At 71.2% G+C, this 22,136-nt stretch carries 16 protein-coding genes; 10 read left to right on the forward strand and 6 right to left on the reverse strand.

Annotated elements, in window-relative coordinates; translation table 11 throughout:
• The first annotated feature begins 106 nt into the window (after window positions 1–106).
• Window positions 107–1,345, forward strand: a complete 1,239-nt coding sequence (locus ACFYY2_RS09560; RefSeq protein ID WP_388739388.1) for a SpoIIE family protein phosphatase — start codon at window positions 107–109, stop codon at window positions 1,343–1,345.
• 44 nt (window positions 1,346–1,389) lie between these two features.
• On the opposite strand, the gene ACFYY2_RS09565 is transcribed toward ACFYY2_RS09560, so the two are convergent.
• The gene (locus ACFYY2_RS09565; protein ID WP_388739391.1) at window positions 1,390–2,601 is read right to left on the reverse strand and encodes a galactosyldiacylglycerol synthase; all 1,212 of its coding nucleotides are present in this window, start codon (window positions 2,599–2,601) and stop codon (window positions 1,390–1,392) included.
• 181 nt (window positions 2,602–2,782) lie between these two features.
• Between ACFYY2_RS09565 and ACFYY2_RS09570 the strand changes: the two genes are divergently transcribed.
• Genes ACFYY2_RS09570 through ACFYY2_RS09580 form a run of 3 tightly spaced genes read left to right on the forward strand, consistent with a single transcriptional unit; the run spans window position 2,783 to window position 5,280 of the window.
• Window positions 2,783–3,607 (forward strand): SDR family NAD(P)-dependent oxidoreductase, encoded by an 825-nt coding sequence (locus tag ACFYY2_RS09570; protein WP_388739393.1) that lies wholly within the window; start codon window positions 2,783–2,785, stop codon window positions 3,605–3,607.
• A gap of 39 nt (window positions 3,608–3,646) precedes the next feature.
• Window positions 3,647–4,513, forward strand: a complete 867-nt coding sequence (locus tag ACFYY2_RS09575) for a DMT family transporter (protein WP_388739396.1) — start codon at window positions 3,647–3,649, stop codon at window positions 4,511–4,513.
• Window positions 4,507–5,280 carry a polysaccharide deacetylase family protein gene (locus ACFYY2_RS09580; protein WP_388739399.1) on the forward strand — a complete coding sequence of 258 codons (774 nt, stop codon included), beginning with the start codon at window positions 4,507–4,509 and terminating at the stop codon, window positions 5,278–5,280. The genes ACFYY2_RS09575 and ACFYY2_RS09580 overlap by 7 nt, the downstream gene beginning before the upstream one ends.
• A gap of 224 nt (window positions 5,281–5,504) precedes the next feature.
• Here ACFYY2_RS09580 and ACFYY2_RS09585 read toward each other — a convergent pair whose 3' ends face one another.
• From ACFYY2_RS09585 to ACFYY2_RS09595, 3 genes are all read right to left on the reverse strand, one after another.
• Complete coding sequence (locus ACFYY2_RS09585; RefSeq protein ID WP_388739402.1) at window positions 5,505–6,512, reverse strand: NEW3 domain-containing protein; 1,008 nt, start codon at window positions 6,510–6,512, stop codon at window positions 5,505–5,507.
• A gap of 83 nt (window positions 6,513–6,595) precedes the next feature.
• Window positions 6,596–8,038 carry a Gfo/Idh/MocA family protein gene (locus ACFYY2_RS09590; protein ID WP_388739405.1) on the reverse strand — a complete coding sequence of 481 codons (1,443 nt, stop codon included), beginning with the start codon at window positions 8,036–8,038 and terminating at the stop codon, window positions 6,596–6,598.
• A 208-nt stretch (window positions 8,039–8,246) separates the two neighbouring features.
• On the reverse strand, window positions 8,247–8,918 hold the full coding sequence (locus ACFYY2_RS09595) for a hypothetical protein (protein ID WP_388739408.1): 672 nt from the start codon (window positions 8,916–8,918) through the stop codon (window positions 8,247–8,249).
• 171 nt (window positions 8,919–9,089) lie between these two features.
• On the opposite strand from ACFYY2_RS09595, the gene ACFYY2_RS09600 reads away from it, so the two are divergent.
• The 6 genes from ACFYY2_RS09600 (at window position 9,090) to ACFYY2_RS09625 (ending at window position 17,191) form a co-directional block, all read left to right on the forward strand.
• Window positions 9,090–10,301 (forward strand): HupE/UreJ family protein, encoded by a 1,212-nt coding sequence (locus tag ACFYY2_RS09600; protein WP_388739410.1) that lies wholly within the window; start codon window positions 9,090–9,092, stop codon window positions 10,299–10,301.
• 149 nt (window positions 10,302–10,450) lie between these two features.
• Window positions 10,451–12,427 carry a fibronectin type III domain-containing protein gene (locus tag ACFYY2_RS09605; protein ID WP_388739412.1) on the forward strand — a complete coding sequence of 659 codons (1,977 nt, stop codon included), beginning with the start codon at window positions 10,451–10,453 and terminating at the stop codon, window positions 12,425–12,427.
• Window positions 12,428–12,499: 72 nt separating this feature from the next.
• Window positions 12,500–13,579, forward strand: a complete 1,080-nt coding sequence (locus tag ACFYY2_RS09610) for a DUF916 domain-containing protein (protein ID WP_388739415.1) — start codon at window positions 12,500–12,502, stop codon at window positions 13,577–13,579.
• A 325-nt stretch (window positions 13,580–13,904) separates the two neighbouring features.
• Window positions 13,905–15,680, forward strand: coding sequence for an MOSC domain-containing protein (locus tag ACFYY2_RS09615; protein ID WP_388739418.1), 1,776 nt, complete (start codon window positions 13,905–13,907; stop codon window positions 15,678–15,680).
• Window positions 15,681–15,750: 70 nt separating this feature from the next.
• On the forward strand, window positions 15,751–16,023 hold the full coding sequence (locus ACFYY2_RS09620) for a DUF3253 domain-containing protein (protein WP_388739421.1): 273 nt from the start codon (window positions 15,751–15,753) through the stop codon (window positions 16,021–16,023).
• A 343-nt stretch (window positions 16,024–16,366) separates the two neighbouring features.
• A complete protein-coding gene (locus ACFYY2_RS09625) occupies window positions 16,367–17,191 on the forward strand; it encodes an enoyl-CoA hydratase/isomerase family protein (protein ID WP_388739424.1) in 825 nt (274 codons plus the stop codon).
• Window positions 17,192–17,341: 150 nt separating this feature from the next.
• On the opposite strand, the gene ACFYY2_RS09630 is transcribed toward ACFYY2_RS09625, so the two are convergent.
• Window positions 17,342–19,105 (reverse strand): ThuA domain-containing protein, encoded by a 1,764-nt coding sequence (locus ACFYY2_RS09630; RefSeq protein ID WP_388739426.1) that lies wholly within the window; start codon window positions 19,103–19,105, stop codon window positions 17,342–17,344.
• A complete protein-coding gene (locus ACFYY2_RS09635; RefSeq protein WP_388739429.1) occupies window positions 19,102–21,924 on the reverse strand; it encodes a PQQ-dependent sugar dehydrogenase in 2,823 nt (940 codons plus the stop codon). Before ACFYY2_RS09635 ends, ACFYY2_RS09630 begins: the two co-directional genes overlap by 4 nt.
• Window positions 21,925–22,136 lie beyond the last annotated feature (212 nt).

The following is a 22,136-nucleotide window of genomic DNA, read 5'->3' on the forward strand; positions in this document are numbered from 1 at the left end:
GGGGCACACGCGAGGCCCGCAGGCCGTTCCCGTACCCGAGCCCGGCCGGCGGATCGCGCGTAGATTGGAGGAGAAGGCAGCCCTCCACGGCCATGGAGAGCGCGTGATGACGATCGACATTGATTTCACGGAATTCTTCGATGCCACGCCGAGCCCCTACGTGATGGTGGATACGGACCTGAGTATCTGCTACGTCAACCGGGCGTACCTGCACAGCACGGGGCGGACCCGGGACCAGCTCATCGGCAGGTACTTCTTCGACGCCCTCCCCGAACGCCCCGGTGCCGCCTCGGACGCGCAAGGGAATCTGAAGGCGTCGATGCGCATGGTCCTGGAGACGGGGAAGCCGGACACCCTGGTGCTCCAGCGCTACGACATTCCCGCTCCCGGCGAGCCGGGCGGTTTCGAGGAGCGCTGGTGGTCCGCGATTCACACGCCCCTGCGCGGTCCCGACGGAAAGGTGAAGTGGGTCGTCCAACGGGCCGAGGACGTCACGGCCTTCGTCCACTCACGCCGGGCGCGCCGGCTCACCGAGGAATTCACCGACCGGGAGAAGGGCATGGCGGCCGAGCTGTACACCCGGGCCGGCGAGCTCCAGAGGCTGAACCAGAAGCTGCGCGAGTCCAACGCCCGTGAACGCCAGATCGCCGTCACCTTGCAGGAGGCGATGCTCACCGTCCCGGACCTGGACCGGCACGACGACAACATCGCCGTGCGCTATCTGCCGGCGACGACGTCGTTGAACGTCTGCGGGGACTGGTACGACGTCGTCGACCTGCCGCCCGACCGCTTCGCGGCAGCGGTCGGTGACGTCGTCGGTCACGGGCTGCAGGCCGCGGCGGTGATGGGTATGCTCCGCAGCGCCCTGAGCGCGGTCATCCGTGCCATTCCCAGCCCGGCGCAGGCCCTGGAAGTCCTCGGGCTCTATGCCCGGTCCCTGGAGGGTGCGACGGCTGCGACCGCGGTCAAGGTGCTGGTCGACACCCGAAGCAGTCTGATCATCTACAGCAACGCGGGACACCCGCCGCCGGTCCTGCTCCACCCTGACGGCACCCACGAGTTGCTGGACAAGGCGACCGATCCACCGCTGGGGGCGCGCCTGCACCACGTCCCACGTCCCCAGGCGGGTCTGGCCTACACCCCCGGGGACACCCTCGTGCTGTACACCGACGGCCTCATCGAGCGTCGTACCGAGGACATCGACGTCAGCCTGGCGCGGCTGACCGGAGCCCTTGCCCAGGACAGCACCCTCACCCCGGCCCAGATCGCCGATTCGCTGCTGGACCGACTGGGTATCGCCGGGGGCGCCGCCGACGATGTCGCGCTCGTCGTCATCCGTCTGTAGTCGGCGTCGTCGCGCCGACATGTGGGGTCCTCGTCCCGCAGCCGTCACGCACCGGCCGTCCCGCGCCGTTCCCGTACGGCCGGCCGGTTCCCGCCCTCGTCTGCGGCGACGGCCTCCGGGCGGTTACGCGGATCGGCCCACCGGGCCAGCAGCACGGCGGGGTCTGCGGTGAAGACGGCCCGGCCGGCGATGATCCGGCGCTCCCGCTCGGGACCCGGGAGAGTGAGGCGGTTCAGCGCGCCGAGCAGCGCGTCCCGGTCGGAGGCCCGCTCGGTGATGCCCGCGGCGGCCATCTCGGCGACCCCCTCGGCGCCGTGTCCGGGAATCGGCCGGTATCCGACGACGGGGACGCCCGCGGCGAGCGACTGCACGGCCGTCTGCCCCGCCGCGTTGTCGACCAGGGCGCTCGACACCGCCATCAGGCCGGGCAGGTCGTCGACCCAGCCCAGGGCGAGGACGCCCGGGAGCCGGGCCGCGCGGGCCCGAAGGCCCTCGTCCCTGCCGCACAGCAGCACCGGCAGATGACCCGCGCCCGCGAGCAGGCGTGCCGTCTCGGTCAGCCCCCGCCCCACCCCCCAGGCCCCGGCCGACACCAGCACCACCGGCCGGCCCCCGCCCTGCCGCGCCACTTCGCGCGCCCACCGGGACGGCGGCTGTCCGCCCGGACGCGGCCGGGCGGCCGCGGTGAAGGCCGCCGGGACGACCGGACCGCACACCTCCGCAGGGCGCCCGGTCGACGCGCGGACCCGTTCCGCGGCGGTGTCCGTCAGACACAGGTGCAGGTCGTTCCCCGGATGGAGCCACTGCCGGTGCACGGCGAAGTCGGTGACCACGACCGCGCTGGGCGGGCAGCCGGTGGCGTGGGCGGTACGGAGCCGCCCGGTGATCTGGGCGGCCTGGTGGAAGGTCGGCACGAGGGCGTCCGGCCGCCACTGGCCGACGACGCGGAGGAGACGGGACGCGAGGGCGGCGGCGAGCGGCCCCGTGTCCGGCGCCCAGCCCCTCCACCCGCCCGGTACCCGAGCCCCCCGGTCACGGAAGAACGCCGAGTAGACCGCCTCGTAGGCCCACGGGCAGCGGCGTACGGCCGTGCGGTAGGCGGCGCGCATCCCGCGGCCGCCACCTGCGGGCAGCATGTCCAGGAAGTCCACGTACGCGGTTCGGTGGCCGGCGGCGCGCAACCGCCCGGCCAGTTCGTGCGCGACGGCGTCATGTCCCGCACCCATGCTGGCACTGACTAGCAGGAACCTGCTCATTCCTGAATATTCCTCGCAGAACGGCAGGTGTGCCACATCCGGACAGGTCACGTCGTTAGCCCGAAGCGGTCACGCGCGTTTGCCGGTGGGTCCGTTCCATGAAGGATGAGTCAGGACGGTCCGGTGTCGGCGGGCTCGGAGAGGAGCTCGCCTGTCGGCGGCGACGGAGGACGGAAAGCCCATGCGCGCGAGCCCCCCACCTCGCAGTAACCCCGCAGCCGGCGACGCGGCGCCCGGGGCCGGGCGGCCTGCCCGCAGCGGACGGCGGGTCGTGCTGATCACCGGTGCCTCGTCCGGGATCGGTGCGGAGGTCGCGTCACGCCTCTCGGCCGACGGCAGGTGGGAACTGCTGCTGAGCGGGCGGGACGAGGACCGGCTCGGAGCGGTCGCCGCCCGTACTGCCGGAACCGCGCTGCCGATGGACCTGGGCTCCCAGGAGGGCTGCCGGAGGCTCGCCGAGGCGGCACTGGCGCACAGCGGCAGAGTGGACGCCCTCGTCGCCGCGGCCGGGCTCGGCTGGGCAGGCGCGTACACGGACATGACACCCGCCACCATCGACCGCCTGGTGAACGTCAACGTCTGTGCCGTGCTCCACCTCGTCCGTCTCGTCCTGCCGCAGATGGTGGCCCGCGGTTCGGGCCGGCTCGTCCTGCTGGGCTCCGTCGCGGGACGGTACGGCGTGCGTGGCGAAGCGGCGTACGCGGCGACGAAGGGGGCGCTGATCCCCTTCGCGGAGAGCCTGCGCTACGAACTCCAGGGCACGGGAGTCCAGCTCTGCCTGGTGCAGCCAGGGCCCGTGGCGACACCGTTCTTCGCCCGCCGCGATGCCCCCTACACACGCTCCTGGCCGCGGCCGGTGCCAGCCGGGCGGGTCGCGGCGGCCGTCGAGGAAGCGCTGGCCGGCGGACGGGACCAGATCACCGTGCCGCGCTGGCTGGGCGCGCCCGCCCGGGTGCAGGGCATGGCGCCGAATCTCTTTCGCAGGCTGGCCATGCGCTTTGGCTGAGCCGATGCCCGGCCGCCCGGCCCGGCGCGGCGGCGGCACATGATCGTCCTCTGTGTCGTGCTGGCCCTGGTGGCCGCACTGGGGAACGCGGCGGCCTCCGTCCTCCAGCGCCGTGCCGCGGCGACCGACGGGTCCGCGTCCGTCGGGGGCCGCCCGGCCGGCCGGTTCGGCTTCGTCCGGCTCCGGGTCTGGCGCTGGGGTGCGGGGCTGCTCGCCGTCTCGGGTGTGGCACAGGCGCTCGCCCTGGCGGCCGGCCCGCTGGCGGTGGTGCAGCCCGTGATGACGACGGAACTCCTGTTCACGCTGATCCTGGCCGCGGTCGTGTTCCGGTGGCCGCCGGGAGCCGGTACCTGGGCGGCCTTCCTCGCGATGGCGCTGGGTCTGGCGGCCTTCCTCCTGCTCGCCGGTCCGGGCGGTGGCACGGAAACCGTGCCGCCGGGGAGATGGCTGGTCAGCGCCGTGCCCGCGGCGGCAGTGTCGGCCGCGTTGATCATCGTGGGCATACGGCGGAAGGGCTCCGCCCGGGCTGCGGTGCTTGGTACGGTGACCGCCATCGGGTTCTCCTTCACCGCGGCCTTGATCAAGGACACACTGGGCCTGTTGCCCGACGGGCCGGGAGACCTGTTCACCGCGTGGCAGCTCTACACGGGCGCCGCCGTCGGCCTGGCCTCCTTCCTGATGCTGCAGGCGACCCTGCGGGCCGGATCGCTCGCCGCGTCACAGCCCGCGCTCACGCTCGGCGACTCACTGCTGAGCGTCATCCTGGGCGTCTCGCTGTTCGACGAGAGCATCTCCCTCGGCTGGCGGGTGCTTCCGGAGCTGGCTTCGCTCCTGCTCATCGCGTTCGCGTGCGTACATCTGAGCCGGTCACCCCTGGTGTCGGGAAAGGAGGCACAGCGATGGTGAGACGTGGTGCCATCGGAAGTGCGGGCCGTGCGGCCGGCGTGGCGGCGTGCGCGTCCGGCCTGCTGGCGGCCTGGCACATCGGGCCTGCCGCCACCTGGCTGCCCCCTGTGCGCAGGAGGCTCAGCCCCGGGCTCGACGGCCGCGGACGCCCCGACCACGTGGCGCTGACCTTCGACGACGGGCCGGATCCGGCCAGCACCCCGTACTTCCTGCGCGCCCTGGCCGATCACGACGTGCGGGCCACCTTCTTCGTCGTCGGCGAGTCGCTGGAGCACCATCCCGCCCTCGGCCGGGCCCTGGTGGCGGCGGGGCACGAGGTCGCGGTTCACGGGTGGCATCACGACCGCCCTTGGTTCCCCGCGCCGCTGCGCGACGCCCGCGAGGTCGCCCGGACGGCCGACGCGGTGCGCAGGATCTGCGGGACGGACCCGCAGTGGTACCGGCCCCCGTACGGGATCCTCAGCGGCGGCCGCCTGGCCGCCGCCCGCCGCGCGGGGCTGCGTCCGGTGCTGTGGTCGTCGTGGGGCCGTGACTGGACGGCGGACGCCGACGCCCGGTCGGTGGAGGCCTCGGTCCTCGCGGACCTGTCCGGCGGTGGCACCGTGCTGCTGCACGACGCGGACGGGTGGAGTGCGCCGGGCGCATGGCGGGCGACGCTGGGCGCGCTCCCCGCTCTGCTGGCGGAGTGCCGCCGACGCGGTCTGAGCACGGGCCCGCTCAACGAGCACGGGATCGGGCACCGCCACGCGACTTCGGTGCGGGTCTGAGCGAACCCCCGAGTACGTCTCCGATCGGCCTCGGGGGTGGGAAGGGACGTGCATCGCCGGCCGGACCGCGTGGAGATACGAGTGCGCCCCGTGTGGCCGGCCGGATGGCCCTCCGCTGAGTGGATGGCGTGGCCGATCTCCCCGGGACGTGCGGGCCGTGCCATCCGTCCCGGGGAGCGTGCCGCCGCGGATCGACCGCTCGTCGCATCCGCGGTGTCACCCGCTCACGGAGCGATCGCCATGTCGAAGATGTGGATGTTCGCATTGGCGGGCAGGACCACGAACTCGGCCGACCTGGAGGGGTCGAGTGGAATCGAGTGGGCGAACACCCGGTATTCCACCGTGGCGTTGCCGTAGCCGTCCGGACGGTTGCGCCCGTCCGTCGACCTCACCAGCGTGGCGCCGTGCGCGTCGGCCGGGTCGAAGGACCAGTTGGGAAAGCCGAACGTCCCGCTGCTCGACGTGCCGTCGGTGTAGTACACGGTGGCGGTCCCCGTCGCGCCGCTCGTGACACCCGAGCCGAGGAAGACCAGTTTGCCGCCCTTCCCGGCGACCTTCACCGCCTGGCCCCCGCTGGACACGTTGTCCTTCGTGCCCGCGGCCACGTCCGGCCAGGTCAGCTCGGCTCCCAGTGCGTCGACCTTCGCGCCGCGCGTCAGTCCGGCCGCCGCCAGCCGCTGAGCGGAGAAGCTGTTCCCCTCGCCGTCGTAGTCGCCCGGTCCGGTCGCCGACTCGTCGGTGATGCCGACGTTGTTGTACGCCGCCGCCAGATTCGCCTGCGGGGAGCCGGAGCGCTCGGTGCGGATGCCGGTCGCCGTGCCGCGGCCGTCCCCGCCCCGGTAGGTCGCGGTCGCCGTGAACGTACGGATGACGAACCCGGGGCGCCTCTCCGGGACCTGGATCCGGAAGGACGCCTCGGCCGACGCGCCGGCCCCGAGCGTACCGTCGACGCTGCGCACGGACGGCTGGACCGCCCAGCCCTTCGGCCCGGAGAAGGCGACCTGGAGCGACCGAAGGCGCTGGGGACCGGGGTTCTTGACGGTGACCGTCACTGCGGAGACGGTCGGCCCTTCGAGGTCCACGGGTGCGATGGTCACCTCGGTGGCCGCGGCTGCCGGCGGGACGTCCTGGGCGGACGCCGTCGCCTGGGCCGGCATGAGGGCCGTCACGCCGGCCGCCGCGACCGCCGCCGCCAGTGTTCTGAGCGAAGCGAACCGTTGTGCTGGTCTCATCACGTGCTCCTTCGATTCACAGAGGGGCGTGGGGCAGTGGGGGAAGAGCGGGTGAGCGGGGGAGACGCGGCCGCGTCGGAAGCTCATGACACGGGCGGCATGTCCGTGCTGCGCGAGTCGAGGCCGGAGCGGAGGTTGACCCAGCTGCCTCGCGTGAAGTCCGGGACCGCGACCGGGCGGCCCTTCTTTTCCAGGGACATGACACTCAGTGGGACCGGTGCGCACCAGGAGGCCGAGTCGTACACGTCGATGTCCGGCACCAGTCCCGCGCGCATCAGCTGCACGGTGCGCCACTGGAGTACGTAGTCCATGCCGCCGTGGCCGCCGTTGTTCGCGGCGTCGTCGCCGATCTTCTTCCAGAGCCAGTGGTCGAACTCCTTGAGGTAGGTGTCGAAGTCCCGCCAGGAATGGCCGCCGTGATCCGGTTCGACGTAGATGCGTCCGCCGGTCGCCGACGTGCCGGCGTAGTCCTCGAAGATGCCGCGGCTGCCGGCGAGTGAGTTGATCCGGCTGTACGGGCGGGGCGAACTCACGTCGTGCTCGGCCCTGATGGTCCTGCCGTTGGCCGTCTCGATCGCGCAGCTGACCAGGTCGCCGTTGATGTACGTCTCGCGCCACGACGGGTGCGACCTGGGCACGAAGCGTTCCCGGTAGTCGGCGAGCCCCTTCGGAGCGGTCGCCGTGGCCTTGAGCGTCGTCATCCGGTCGCCCCGGTTGATGTCCATCGCGGCGGCGATCGGCGCCAGTCCGTGCATGGCGTAGAAGGAGGCGGTGCTCCGGGTGTGCCAGCGCCGCCGCCACGCGTCGGTGTAGTACGTGTCCGAGAAGAGCAGCTCACGAAGGTCGTGGAGGTAGCCGCCGTGGCCGTTCGTGACGTCCCCGAAGAGTCCTTCGTGCGCCATCTTCAGCATCGCCAGCTCGTTGCGGCCGTAGCTGCAGTTCTCCGACAACATCAGGTTTCTGCGAGTGCGCTCCGAGGTGTCCACGAGGTCCCAGAGTTCGTGGAGTTCGGTCGCGACGGGCAGTTCGACGACCGCGTGCTTCCCGGCCAGGAGAGCGGCCTTGCCCTGTTCGAAGTGGAACTCCCACGGGGTGGCGACGTAGACGAGGTCGATGTCGTCCCGCCGCAGCATCTCGGTGTACGCCTCCGCCGATCCGCCGTACTCGGCGGGGCGGGGCTTGCCCGCCGCGACCAGGGCGTCGGCCGTGCGCGCGGCGCGGTCCGCTCGGATGTCGCAGACGGCCGTGACGACACAACCGGGAACCACGGACCAGCCCGTGGTCATGCCGGAGCCCCGGTTGCCGAGCCCGATCACACCGACCCGGACCGTCCTGTGCGGCTCGAACGGCACGTTGATCATCGACTTCTGGCCCGGACGGCGTCCCGGGGTGGCGGCGGCAGCCGCTTCCGCCGGTACCGCTTCCGCGGCAGCGGCCGAGCCGGGGCGGAGGCCCGCCGCGGCGGCCCCGGTGGCCAGTGTTCCTCCGAGCAGCAAGCGGCGTGAGACGGCGGGGATTCTGGGCATGGCGGGACACTCCTCGATGCGTCGACCGGCAGCACTGGCGGGGACGACTCTGGCCGTGACGCCAGTTGCATGTCAATAGATGCTCGAAAGAACTGCGTTACGAACAAAATCAAGCATCCGGCGCCGAGTTGGCGCGTATCGAGGAGTTCGCGGGACAGCCGTGGCGACTCGGTCCGGAGCGTCGGTGGCCGTCCGGCCGGGGCGTCCGTCAGTGCGCGTCGAGCCAGACCACTATCCCGGTGAGGTCGCTGAGCACGGCCGCGACACCCGCTCTGACGGCCGCGGCGCAGCGTGCCGCGGTGAAGGAGGCGGCGTCGTACGTCGAGGACATGCCGAGGCCCTCGCCCCGGAACGACGCGCCGGACCAGTCGACCGCCGTCACGTTCTGGGTGGGCTCGGCCAGCTCCGCGCCCACCACGAGGAACGGCTGGTCCAGGTGGTTCGGGGTGACCGTCGCGAGGGGATCGATCAGGTCGTTCCCCGCTGTGACGATGAGGTCCGGATCCATGTCCATGGCCTCGACGATGCTCGCTATGTAGTCGGCCGGGGAGTCGGCGGCCACCGTCCTGAGATCGACGTCTTCGTCGTCCGCCCAGTCGTCGACGGCCTTCACGAGTGCCTTCGTCGGACGGTCGTCGCCCGCGGTGAGCAGCACCACGCGGTAGTCCTTCGAGGGGTGCACCCCACTCCAGGAGCCGGGCTGCGGCGTGACGGTCGCCTCGGGGGCGGGTGGTGAGGCGCGGTCGACGAACTCCGGGCCGAGGGTGCCGACGGCGACGGGTTCCGGATGCGGTCGTGACCACGCGTCGCCGGAGCCGCATCCGGCGGCCAGCGCGGCGGCGGCCGCCAGTGCGGCGACGAACGGAAGGTGGGGGCGCAAGGCGATCGTCCTCCGGGTGGTGTGGATGGTGCGGCTCCATCCTGCTATCCGATTCCGTGCCCGCTTCCTCCTCCGGTGCCGTTCTCGCGCATGTTGTTCCACGGTTCGCTGAGCAGCCGGTTTCCGTTCATCCGTGGCATGCAGCGTGCACAGGCGACCTGAAGGAGCACCATGTCACAGCACGTCCGCCGCACCCTCGTGGGTGTCGCCGCGGTACTGATCGCCATCCTGAGCACCGCCGCCCAGCCGGCGTCCGCCCATGGGTTCACCTCGACCGTCTACGCCGACGTGACGTCCCGGGACGACGGCCGCATACGCACGTCACTGGAGCTCGAGTACGACCTCTTCGTCGTGTCCGCCGCGGACTCCGAGAAGGACGACCCGCTGTTCCGGGCCGGCACCGCGGCATTCGAGTCGGGTGACACGGCGGGGCAGGCGGCGGCGCTGGACGCCCACGCGAAATCGGCGATGGCCTATGTCGGCACGCACTTCGCGCTGACGTCGGACGGCGTCGACTGCGCACCACGGCAGAGCGGCGGCTTCACCATGGGACGGCGCGAGGGCGTGCCGTACGCCGGGCTGGTGGTCGACTGGGCCTGTGCGGGCGGCAGCCGGGCACACGAAGTGCGCAGCGGGCTGTTCCCCGATGCCGAGGGATTCGTCAAGGGCACCAAGACGATCGTCACGTACGCGATCGACGGCCACTCGGGCAGTGCCGCGCTCGATGCCGCTCACCCGTCCTTCTCGACGGCACAGACGCGGTTCGAGCGCTTCTGGGAGTTCTTCCGCCTCGGTGCCGAGCACCTGTTGAGCGGGATCGACCACATCCTGTTCCTGCTGGCGCTCATCGTCGGGTCGCGGCGGCCGCGCGAGATCGTGCTCGCTGCCACGAGCTTCACGCTCGCACACTCGGTGACCTTCATGCTCGCCGCCCTCGGCCTGGTCGAGGTCCCCGCGCGCGCCGTGGAACCCGTGATCGCCCTGTCGATCGCCGTGGTCGCGGGCTGGTACCTCTGGCGGATCCGGAGGACGGGCGGCGACGCCACGGCTCTCGAACCGTCAGGGGACGGGCACTTCAGCCTGGACCGCGCGGGCTGGACGCGCCTCGGTGTCGTGTTCTGCTTCGGGCTCGTGCACGGCCTGGGCTTCGCGGGTGCGCTGGGCATCGACGAGGCCTGGTCGTGGACGCTGCTGTGGTCCCTGCTGGTGTTCAACGTCGGTATCGAAGTAGTGCAGTTGACCATCATCGCCGTCGTCTTCCCCCTGCTGGTGCTGCTGCGCAGACGTGCCCCGGCGGCCGGACTCCGGGTTTCGGCGGCGGTCTCGGCGGGGGTGGCGGTCATGGGGACGGTGTGGTGCGTGCAACGTCTCCTCGGCGCGTGATTCCTGACATCACCGCAGGTCGGACGGTTTGCGGCTGATCGCGAAGTTCAGCCGGAACGGAGACTGAATTCGCGATGCGTTCACCGGGGCACAGCACCTTTACGAGGTCATCACATGCACACCCCGTGCACAAAAGGAACGAAGACTCGATGAATTTGAGCACCTCGACACAGGCCTCCGGGCTTGTGCGGCGCCGCGTGGCCACCGGGGTCACCGCGGCATTCCTGGGCGTGTCCGTCGCGCTCGGCAGCGGACTGGCGTCCCCCGCCACCGCCGCCGAGCCCGCGGCACTCACCGGCATCATTCTCGGCGTCGGCGCGAACGAGACCCAGCGCACGGTGACGTGGTACTCGTCGGCCGACACGGCCCAGACGCTCCAGGTCTCCCCGACCGCGGAACTCGTCAACGGCGAACTCCCGCCCAGTGCGGCCTCCTTCGCCGCCACCGGCGCGGCGAACACCACCGCCGGCGGTGGCTTCAACCGCCACGCCACGATCACCAACCTCAAGGAGAACACGGCATACTCCTACCGTGTCGGTTCCCAGGGCAACTGGTCGCCGGTCTACTCCTTCAAGACGCAGGACTTCGAGGGCGACTACGATTTCCTGTTCCTCGGCGACCCGCAGATCGGTGCCTCCGGGAACGCGCTGAAGGACCAGGCCGGCTGGGAGGACACCCTCAGGATCGCGACCTCGGCCAACCCGGACGCCGAACTTCTGGTCTCCGGCGGTGACCACGTCGAGAGCGCCAACAACGAAGCCCAGTGGAACTCCTTCCTGGCGCCCGACCAGCTCCGTCAGTACCCGCTGGTCGCCACGATCGGCAACCACGACGTCGGCGGCAAGGCGTACGAGCAGCACCACTTCACCCCGAACACCGATCGATCGGCCCCGTACTACGACAACGGGAACCCGACCGGGAGCAAGTCGGGCGGTGACTACTGGTTCATCCACAAGGACGTCCTGTTCATCGACCTCAACAGCAACAGCTACAACCCCTCCTCGGGCGGTGGCGGCGACGAGGCCCACGTCAAGTACGTGACCGACGTCATCAACAAGCACGGCTCCGAGGCGAAGTGGAAGGTGCTCGTCTACCACCACTCCATCTACTCGGCCGCCGACCACTCCAAGGACAACGACAACAGGATCCGGCGCCAGGACTTCACGACCGCCTTCTCCGACCTCGGAGTCGACATGGTCCTCCAGGGTCATGACCACAGCTACTCCCGCAGCTACCTCATCAAGAACGGCCGGAAGGCCGACCCCGCGGAGCAGCCCGGCGCGGCCGAGGTGTACCCGGGCCCCGGCGGCGTCCTCTACGTGACGGCCAACACGGCGTCCGGCTCGAAGTACTACGACATCGAGAAGCCGAACCCCGGTGACAAGGACCCCAATGGGACCGGCCCGGACCCGCTGGACCCCGACAAGCACTGGTACAACTCCGTGGAGAACCAGGAGCACGTCCGCAGCTACGTCAAGGTCCAGGTCAGGGCCGACAAGCTGGTCCTCGAGGACGTCCGCAGCGGCACGTGCGCCGCGCCGAACCCGTCCGTCGAGAACGGCAACTGGTGCAACAACACGCCGGAGAACCAGCCGGTCGGCTCGATCGTCGACAAGGTCACGGTGCACCCGTACCACGGTGACGGCCAGTCCCTCCAGGTCAACGTGCCGAACCCGGCTCCCGGTGAGTTCGGCTGGACGATCGACGGCTACAACGGCCTGGTCGACCTCGGCACCGCCAAGGAGCGCAACGGCGACCACTTCGAGGCCACGGGCAGGATCAACCCGCTCCTCGTCTCGGACAGCCGCCGCTCGCTCTCCCCGTGGTCGGTCTCGGCCAACGTGAGCGACTTCCAGGACGCAGGCAAGACGTTCTCCGGCGCCGGCCTCGGATGGACCCCGTACGTCCTCGACGGCGGCGCGGGTGCCAGGGCCGGTGACCCCGTGGCATCCGGCTACGACGACAAGGGCAAGGGCCTGTCGGTCTCGCGCGGCCTCGGCTCGGCCGAGCAGGGCCACGCCCGCGGCTCGGCCCGCCTCGGCGCCGACCTGGATCTGAAGATTCCGGACAGCGTGCAGAAGGGTGCCTACCGCGCCACCCTCACCATCACCGCGCTGAGCAGCTGATCGAACCCGTTCCACCGGCGGGGCAGGCCCTCTCCGGGGCCTGTCCCGCCTCCCGTTCCAGGAGAACCCCACATGCACGTGCCCGTCACGCACCGATCCGCCCCCAGCCGGAGCCTCGCCCGCATCGTCGTGCCGGCGCTGCTCGCCGCCTTCGCGTTCGCCGGCCTGTCAGCGGGCGCCGCCCGCGCCGCAGACGGCGACGCCACCTGGACGGTGCGTACCGGTACGAACAGCTACGGTGACGACCGGTCCAGCTTCAGCCACGCCGTCAACCCCGGCGGGCAGATCAAGGACTCCATGGTCGTCGCCAACCACGGCAGAACGTCACTCGAACTCGCCGTCTACGCCGCCGACGGCTACACCACCGGCACGGGACAGCTCGACCTGCTCACCAGGGACAAGAAGTCCGTCGGAGTCGGCGCCTGGATCCGCTCCGGGGTCACCACCGTCAGGATCGCGCCCGGCAGGACCGCCGACATCCCGTTCACGGCGGACGTGCCCGCCGACGCCACGCCCGGAGACTACGTCGGCGGCATTCTCACCTCCCTGAAGCAGCCCGACGTCGCTCAGGGCATCAACGTGGAACGCCGTCTCGGGATCCGGATCGAACTTCGGGTCGGTGGCGCGCTCAAGCCGCACCTCGCGATCGAGGACGCCCACGTGGACTACGAGGGCTCGCTCAACCCGTTCGGCAAGGGCGACGCCACCCTCAGCTACACGATCCACAACACGGGGAACACCATCCTGTCCGGACGGCAGAAGGCCTCCGTCTCCGGCCCGTTCGGCTGGTTCCGGACCGGGGCCGCCCCCATCCCCGCGCCGCCCGGGCTGCTGCCGGGCGAGAGCCGCCACGTGACGGTGCCCGTCCACGGCGTCGTACCCGCATTCAGGCTCGCCGCGACCGTGACCCTCACGCCCTCGCTCACCGACGCGTCCGGGTCCGTCACACCGCTCGATCCGGTCGAGGTCACGGCTCACGGGTGGGCGGTCCCGTGGACGCCCGTGCTGCTGGTCCTCGTGCTGGTCGCGGGCACCGCCGTGACGGTCGTCCTCGCGCGCCGACGGCGTGCACGGCGCACCAGGCGTGAGGACGTCCTCGTACAGCAGGCGGTCGAGCGGGCACTCAGCGGCCTGACGGCGAAGGAAGGCTGACGGCGAAGGTAGGCCGACGGCGGGTGGAAGACGAACGGCGGGACGGAGGCGGGCCGCCGCCTCGCTCCGCCCGTGTGCCGTGCGGGAGGCGGCCTCCGGCCCGTCCTCGTCCGTCCGCCCGGCCGAGGCTGTTGCCGCCCACCGTGAGCGGGCTTAACGTGACAGGAGTGATCTGACCCCCTGGTCGCCACGGGGCCCCGTTCCGGCGTCCCACGCGGGGAACGGGCGGCCCCTCCGGCACGCCCGGCTCGGCCGTCCGCGCTTCAGCCGACGTCAGCCGTGACCCGCGACGGCCTCGCCTCCACCGGAGGTAAGGAGGAGCGATATGGGCAGGCTGGTCTCCATCAACGTCGGAATGCCCGCGGACGTGCCGTGGCGCGGCCGGACCGTGCACACAGGCGTCTACAAGCGGCCCGTCAGCGGTCCGCGGATGGTGCGCCGCCTCAACATCGACGGCGACGGCCAGGGCGACCTCGGCGGACACGGGGGTGAGGAACGCGCCGTGCTGGTCTACCAGGTCGCCTCCTACGACTTCTGGAAGAGACAGCTCGGGCGCGGCGACCTCGACGCCGGTGGGTTCGGGGAGAACCTCACCGTCGAGGGCCTGCCCGACGACCAGGTGTGCGTCGGGGACAGGTACCGCATCGGCGAGGCCCTCTTCGAAGTCACCCAGCCGCGCGTCACGTGCTACCGAGTGGGACTGCGCGTGGGTGAGCCCCGGATGGCCGCACTGCTGGTCGCCCACCGGCGGCCGGGCTTCTACATGCGAGTCCTGCGGGAGGGCGAGATCGAGGCCGGTCAGGAGATCGTCAAGGTCGCCCCGGGGCCCGAGCGGATGACCATCGAGGAGATCGACGGGGTGCTCTATCTCCCCGGACACACCCGCGAGCAGGTCGAGCGCGCGCTGCGCATCCCCGCCCTCAGCCCCGGCTGGCAGGGGTCGATGCGGGCGCTGCTGGAGGCGGCGGACGGCGAGGGTGCGGCGGGCTCCACAGGCGCCGTGGGGCTGAGCGAGGCCGCGGCGTCCCCCGCGCCCGGATGGCCGGGCTTCCGCCCCCTGACCGTCACGGCGGTCCGGGCGGAGAGCCGGACGGTCCGATCGCTTTACCTCTCGGCACCGGACGGCTCGGCACTGCCGGCTGCCGCGCCGGGGCAGTTCCTGACGGTGCGGCTCGCCCCCGAGGGCGGCGGCGTTCCACTGATCCGGAGTTACTCGCTGTCCGGCGAACCCGGCGCCGACGCCTACCGCATCAGCGTCAAGCGCGAACCGCACGGCTCGGCCAGCACCCGGCTCCATGACTCCGTCGGAGTCGGGGACACCCTCGACGTCGCTGCACCCCGCGGCAGCTTCCGGCTCGTGCCGGGAAGTGACCCGGTGGTGCTGATGTCCGCCGGAGTGGGGGTCACACCCGTGATGGCCATGCTGCACGCCCTCGCGCACGAACGGTCACCGCGGCCCGTCTGGTGGCTCCACGGTGCCCACGACGGCACCGAGCACCCGTTCGCCCAGGAGGCCCGCCGTCTGCTGCGGGACCTGCCCGACGCCCATACGAGGATCTTCTACAGCAAGCCGGCCGGCACGGACCGGGCAGGGACGGACTACGACGAGACCGGCAGGCTCTCCGCCGGGCGGATCCAGGACCTGGAGCTCCCCGGTGGAGCCGACGTGTACATCTGCGGACCCGCCGCCTTCATGAGCGAGGCCTCGAAAGCACTGGGCGAGGCGGGTCTCGACGCGCGCAGCGTCCACACGGAGACATTCGGGTCCGGCGCCGGCCTCACGCCCGGCGTGGCGCAGCCCGGACCGGGCCGTGCGCCGCACCGGCCGGACGGCATGCCGCAGGACGGCACACCTGTCTCCTTCGCACGCAGTGGGCTGACGGTCCGCTGGGAGAAGGACCAGGGGTCGCTCCTGGAACTCGCCGAGGCGTGCGACGTCCCCGTCCGGTGGTCGTGCCGCACGGGTGTCTGCCACACATGCGAACTGGGCCTGCTCTCCGGGGCCGTGGACTACGAGCCCGGACCGGTCGAGCCGCCGGCCGAGGGCAACGTCCTCATCTGCTGCTCCACGCCGTCCGGGCCGGTGGTCCTGGACCTGTGAGACGTGCCGAGCCGGGCGGACCTCGCCCCGGCTCCCGGCGCCGCCGGTACGACGCTGCGACACTGGCGGAGTGACGGACATCGAGGACCGGACGGCCAGACGCCTGGAGCGGACCATCCTGGAGCTGCTGGGCCGCCGTCGTCCGGGTGCCACGATCTGCCCCTCCGACGCCGCGCGGGCGGTCTACGAAGGCGACGGCGACGGCTGGCGCGCGCTCATGGAGCCGGCCCGAGCCGCGGCCCGGAGACTCGTCGCGGCCGGCGAGGTGGAGATCACCCAGGCGGGCCGCCCGGTGGAGCCGGCCGAGGCCCGGGGGCCGATCCGTATCCGACGTGTCCTCTGACGCACCGGGACGGGCGCGTCCCGCTCCCCGGGGACCGGTCGGAGGCACCCGGCGGCCAAGGAAGGCGGCCCGCGCCGCGCGGGCGCGGGAGGGCGCGGCGGCCGAGCCGGATGCGTGCCCACGAAACCAGTGAAATACTGACAACTCGGGCTTCCGGATGATCTGGCGGGACCGGGCGCCAACGCTTCGCGCACCGCCCTCCACGGTCGTACCCGGCGCGTTCCAGAGGCCGCGCGTGAACCGGAGCGGTGCGGAGACGGCCCCGCACGGAGGCACCTCCGGGACGTGGCCTCGAGCGAGGCCGTGGCCCGTGTACGTCCCCAATCCCACAAGGACCGGTCCCATGAGCACAGACGAGCAGTTCGCCGTCCAGGAAGTCAGCCCGTCCTACTGGAGGGTGACCTTCTCCAACGGAGAGATCAACCTGATGGACCCCGACTCGGTCGAGCAACTCGCCGAGTTGATCACCCGTATCGAGCAGGACCCCGAGCTGTCGGTCGTCGTGTTCAGAAGTGCCAACCCGGACTTCTTCATGGCGCACTGGGACATGCTGTCGGACCGCTCGCGCGTGGCCGCCATGAAGCCGGCGCCTTCGGGCCTGCACCCGTACGCGGACAACATGTACCGGCTCGGCAGGGTGCCGTGCGTCACCGTCAGCGAGATCAACGGCCGTGCCCGTGGCGCCGGCAGCGAGTTCGTCCTGGCGACCGACATCCGCTTCGCCGGACCGGACGCCATCCTCGGGCACTTCGAGGTGGGGATCGGGTCCGTCCCCGGCGGGAACCCCACCGGCCGGCTGCCCCGTCTGGTCGGGCGGTCGCGGGCCCTGGAGATCCTGCTGGGTTCCGACGACTTCCCCGCAGACCTCGCGGCGGCGTACGGATATGTCAACCGCGTCCTTCCGGGACCGGAACTGGAGCAGTTCGTCGACACCTTCGCCCGCCGGATCGCCGGTTTCGACACGGTGGCGCTCCGGAAGACGAAGGAGCTCGTCGACGCCGGGACCCAGCCTCCGGTCGAGGAGTTCGGTGCGGCGCTGGCAGCGTTCTTCGGCACCTCCGGCAGGCCCGAGAACATGCACCGGGTGAAGCGGCTCCTCGACGGCGGCCTGCAGCAGCCGGACGGCGTGGAGCGCGACCTCGGCAGGCAGGTGGCGGACCTTTCGTGACTCCGCCGGACGGGAGGAACGGCGGAGGGGCGCTTCGGGGAACGGCGGCGGGGCGCTTCGGCGTCACGCCCCGCCGCCGTCACCGGCCCGCAACCGAGGCCGGCATCCGTCGTCACCGCCTCCCGCGGTGACGACGGAGTCGGTGGAACGTCAGCCGGGCAGGGCCCACTTCTGGTTGGCGCCGGTGTGGCACGCCCAGAGGTGGAGTCTGGTGCCGTCCGCCGTGGAGTTGCCCGACGCGTCCAGGCACTTGCCCGACTGAGGGTTCTTCAGGGTGCCGTCGGCCTGGGGGACCCACTTCTGGGCTCCGGTGTTGTTGCAGCCGTACAGCTGGATCTTCGTGCCGTCGGCCGAGCCGCCGCCGCTGATGTCCAGGCACTTGCCGAGTGCGCGGATCGTCTCGTCCGTGCCCACCGTCCACCTCTGGGCCGCCGACTGGTTGCACGTCCACAGCTGGATCTGCGTGCCGTCGGCACTGGATCCGTTCGACACGTCCACGCACTTGGCGCCGATTCCCGTGATGGCACCCTCTCTCGGTCCCGGGGTGCTCCCGAGTTCCTTGATGCGGATGTTGCGGAAGGACACGTCGTCGTCGGTGCCGTGGTTCTGCAGTCCGATGTGACCCTGCTGGAGGCTGCGGGCGGGATCGGTGTTGGTGAAGTCGTTGATCTTCTGCCCGTTGAGGAAGAGCTGGAGGCGTTCGCCCTCGACCCGGATCTCGTAGGTGTTCCACTCACCCGGCGGGTTCAGTGCCGCGTCGCGTGCGGCGAGATCGGCCGACTTGAATCCGTAGACGGATCCCGTGGTGCGGTCCGGAGTGTCCGTCGCGTCGATCTGGATCTCGTATCCGTTGTCGACGGCCGACCACGGATCGTCGGAGGCCGGAAAGCCCACGAAGACACCGGAGTTGTCGTCACCGGCCTGCCGCCAGTCCAGCTTCAGGGAGTACGCCTTGTACTCCTTGGCCTGGTACCAGAACAGACCGAGGCCGCCGCGGGAGGTGAGCGTGGCGTCGCTCTCGCCGAAGGAACCGGGGCCGGCCTGCTTCCATCCGGTGGTGCCGGAGCCGCCGTACAGCGTCGTGTAGCCCGTCTCGGGGCGGCAGTCGGCCTCCGTGAGGCGCGCGGCCCAGCGGATTCCGCCGAGGAGATGGCGGCGGAAGACCGGGTCGGCGTACGAGTCCTCGGTGTGACCGCCGCCGGTGTAGAAGGCGCGCCCGCCCTGGTAGTCCTTGCACCATGCGATCGGATGGTCGGCGCCCATGCCTCCACCGCTGTAGGTGGACTCGTCGAGTGAGGCCAGGACGTGTGCGGTGGTGCGCGGGTTGGTGCGGTAGTCGTACCACTCGTCGGTGCGCTGCCAGGTCCTGCCGAGGTGGGCGGTGGCGTCGTGCGCCCGGTCCTCGACCGTGACGGTGGCGGGCTGGATCTGCGGGTGCGACCGGAAGAGCGCGCCCGCCAGGCCGCCGTACCAGGTCCAGTCGTACTCGGTGTCGGCCGCGGCGTGGATGCCGACGTATCCGCCACCGGCCTGGATGTAGCCCTCGAAGGCGGTCTGCTGCGAGGCGTTGAGCACGTCGCCCGTGGTGGAGAGGAAGACGACGGCCTCGTAGCCGGCCAGGCCGGCGGGGGTGAAGACCGCCGCGTCCTCGGTCGCGGTCACGGTGAAGTTGTTGGCCGTGCCCAGCTGGCGCAGGGCGGTGACACCCTCGTCGATGGAGGAGTGGCGGAAGCCGGCGGTCTTCGAGAAGACCAGTACGTCGTACGCGGGGTCGGCCGCGGCGGCCACCACGGGGGACGCGGCCAGTCGTGCGTCCGTCCCGGCAGCGGCGGCGGTGGCCGCCGCGGGCAGCATGGCGGTGCTCAGCAAGGCGCAGGTGCCCCAGGAGGCAAGGCGCCGGAGTCGTCGGCTCATGGCAGGATCCACTTCTGGTTGGCGGAAGCGGTGCAGGTCCACAGGTGGAGCTTCGTGCCGTCCGCGGAGGCCCCTCCCGCCGCGTCCAGGCACTTGCCCGTCGCGGGGTTCCTCAGGGTGCCGTCGGACTGCGGTGCCCATTTCTGGGCTCCGGTGTTGTTGCAGCCGTACAGCTGGATCTTCGTGCCGTCGGCCGTGCCGGCGCCGCTGATGTCCAGGCACTTGCCGAGTGCGCGCAGTGTGCTGTCGGCGGCGACGGTCCATGTCTGCGCGGCGGTGTTGTTGCAGCCGTACAGCTGGATCTGTGTGCCGTCGGCACTGGCTCCCGACGCGACGTCGACGCACTTGCCGGCGATCCCGGTGATCGCGCCGGTCCGCACAGTGGATCCACCGGTCGTGAAGGTGAAGTCGTCGACGTCGAAGAGGGATCCGCCGCCCCCCTTGAAGACGAGGTGGAGGGTGGTGGTTCCGGCGGGACGGTTGGTGAGGTCCACGGACACGTTCTGGAAGGCCTCCCAGCCCCCGGTGACCGGGACCTGCACCGATCCGAGGAGGGTGCCGGTGGGCGTGCCCGCCCGCACCTCCAGGGTTCCTCCCACGCCGCCCGAGGCGATGCGGGCCGTCATCCGGGTGGCGTTGGCCAGGACGTACGGCTTGAAGGAGATCCAGTCGCCGTTCTCTATGTGGCCGACCGCCTTGCCTCCGTGTGCCGCCGTCTTGTCGACGATCTGGACCCCGGCGGAGTCCCCGAAGTGCTCGGCCTGGCGCTGGCTGCCCTGGCTGATGTTCTGGTCGTGCGTGGTGAGGGCGGGCTGACCGTTCGCGCCCTTGTCGGTGTACTCGGCGTCCCAGACCCCGAAGATGTTGGCGTTGGGGTCGTGTTCGCCGTCGGCGATGGTCTGCACGGTGCCCGAGCATCCGGTCGCGGAGGTCTGCGGGTGTCCGTGGCTGTCATGGCCGACGATGAAGGTCACCTTGACCTTGGAGCAGTCGATCGCGCCGTCCTCGGGGTCGGTGACGGTGACCTTGAAGGGGACCGCGGCGCCCGGGTCGATGATGGAACCGTCGGTGGGCAGGTCGAGGGTGACCGTCGGTGCCGTGTTGCCGACGGTGACGAGCACCGAGGCGGTCGCCGTGTTGCCCGTCCCGTCGGAGACGGTCAGCTCGGCCGTGTAGCGGCCGTTCGCCGTGTAGGTGTGTGCGGGCTGGGCGGCGGTCGAGGTGCCGCCGTCGCCGAACTTCCAGGCGTAGGTGAGCGGATCCCCGTCCGGGTCGGAGCTGCCGGCGGAGGAGAACTTCACGGCGAGGGGAGCGGTGCCCGAAGTGCGGTCGGCGGTCGCCTTGGCGAGCGGGGCGCGCCCTCCGGTGACGTACTCGATGCGGTAGACCGCGCTGTTCGCGTCCCCGTTGAAGTAGCCGGTGCCGTAGTCGAGCACGTACAGGGCGCCGTCCGGCCCGAAGGCCGAGTCCATGACCTGGGTCCCTTGCCACGGGAACGCGTTGATCGACTGGACGGTTCCGTCGGAGCCCTGCTCGATCCGCTTGATCCACCTGCGGCCGAACTCGCCCGCGAAGAAGTCGCCGTCGTAGCTCTGGGGGAACTTGACCGCCGAGGACGACGCCGCGTCGTAGCGGTAGACGGGGCCTGCCATGGGCGATTCGGAACCACTGCCGAACTCGGGGACGGATCCGCCGTCATAGGGGACCCAGGCGGCCTGGGCCGGGGGGAGGTCGGTCAGGCCGGTGTTGTTCGGCGAGGTGTTCTTCGGGGCGGCGCAGGAGAAAGCCGAGCCCGACGTCGACGTGGCGAAGTTGTAGTCGACGTAGGCGTTGTTGTTGCCGGTGCAGTAGGGCCAGCCGTAGTTGCCGGCCTTGGTGATCCGGTTGAACTCGACCTGGCCGGCCGGCCCGCGGCCCGCGTTCGCGGTACCGGCGTCGGGGCCGTAGTCACCGAGGTAGACGATGCCGGTGGGCTTGTCGACAGACATCCGGAACGGGTTGCGGAAGCCCATCGCGTAGATCTCGGGCCTGGTCTTCGCGGTGCCCGGCGCGAACAGGTTGCCCGACGGGATGGAGTACCCGCCGGCGGCGTTGACCTTGATGCGCAGCACCTTGCCGCGGAGGTCGTTCGTGTTGCCCGCCGAACGCTGGGCGTCGTAGGCGGGGTTGCGGTTCGCCCGCTCGTCGATGGGGGTGTAGCCGTCGGACGCGAAGGGATTGCTGTCGTCGCCCGTGGAGAGGTACAGGTTGCCCTGGGCGTCGAAGTCGATGTCTCCGCCGACGTGGCAGCACAGACCGCGGCTGGCGGGGACGTCGATGACCTTCGTCTCCGAACCGAGGTCCAGGGTGCCGTCGGTCCTGAGCACGAAGCGCGAGAGGCGGTTGACGCCGTCGTACGGTGCGAAGTCGGCCGCCGAGCCGTTCGCGGGGGCGTCCCCCGCGGGGGTCGACAGCTTCGGTGCGTAATAGAGATAGACGAAGCGGTTGCTGGTGAAGCCCGGGTCCACGCCGACGCCCTGGAGTCCCTCCTCGTCGTGGGAGTAGACGTCGAGCTTGCCGGTGACCTTGGTGGTGCCCGCGGCGTCGGTCAGCCGCAGGGTGCCGTCGCGCGAGGTGTGCAGGACTGATCGGTCGGGCAGGACGGCGAGGGTCATGGGCTCACCGGTCTCGGCCACCCCCTTGGCCAGGGTGACCTGCTGGAACTCGTCGGCCGCGGCGGGTGCGGCCTCGGCGGGTCTCTGCTGAGCGGTGAGGGCGCCCGCGGCGGCGAGCAGGGTGCAGGCGAGCGCCGCGAGAGGCCGGGTGAATCTCCTGTGCACGCGATACCTCCGTGTGGTGACGGGGCGGGGTGAAGCACAGGCGCGCGCCGTCGCGCCAGCGGGCCGGGTGCCCGGGGGAGGGGTGGGCACCCGGCCGTTGTTGTCCGGTTCAGATCAGGAAGGTAATGGCTTTTGCACCGGCCAGAAACCCCTTTGACGCACCGGAACGCAACTTCCTCTAGTGGGGAGACAAAGCGGCCGTCCGGGAATCC

The sequence above is a fragment of the Streptomyces sp. NPDC001822 genome, assembly GCF_042892135.1.
Taxonomy (GTDB): Bacteria; Actinomycetota; Actinomycetes; order Streptomycetales; family Streptomycetaceae; genus Streptomyces.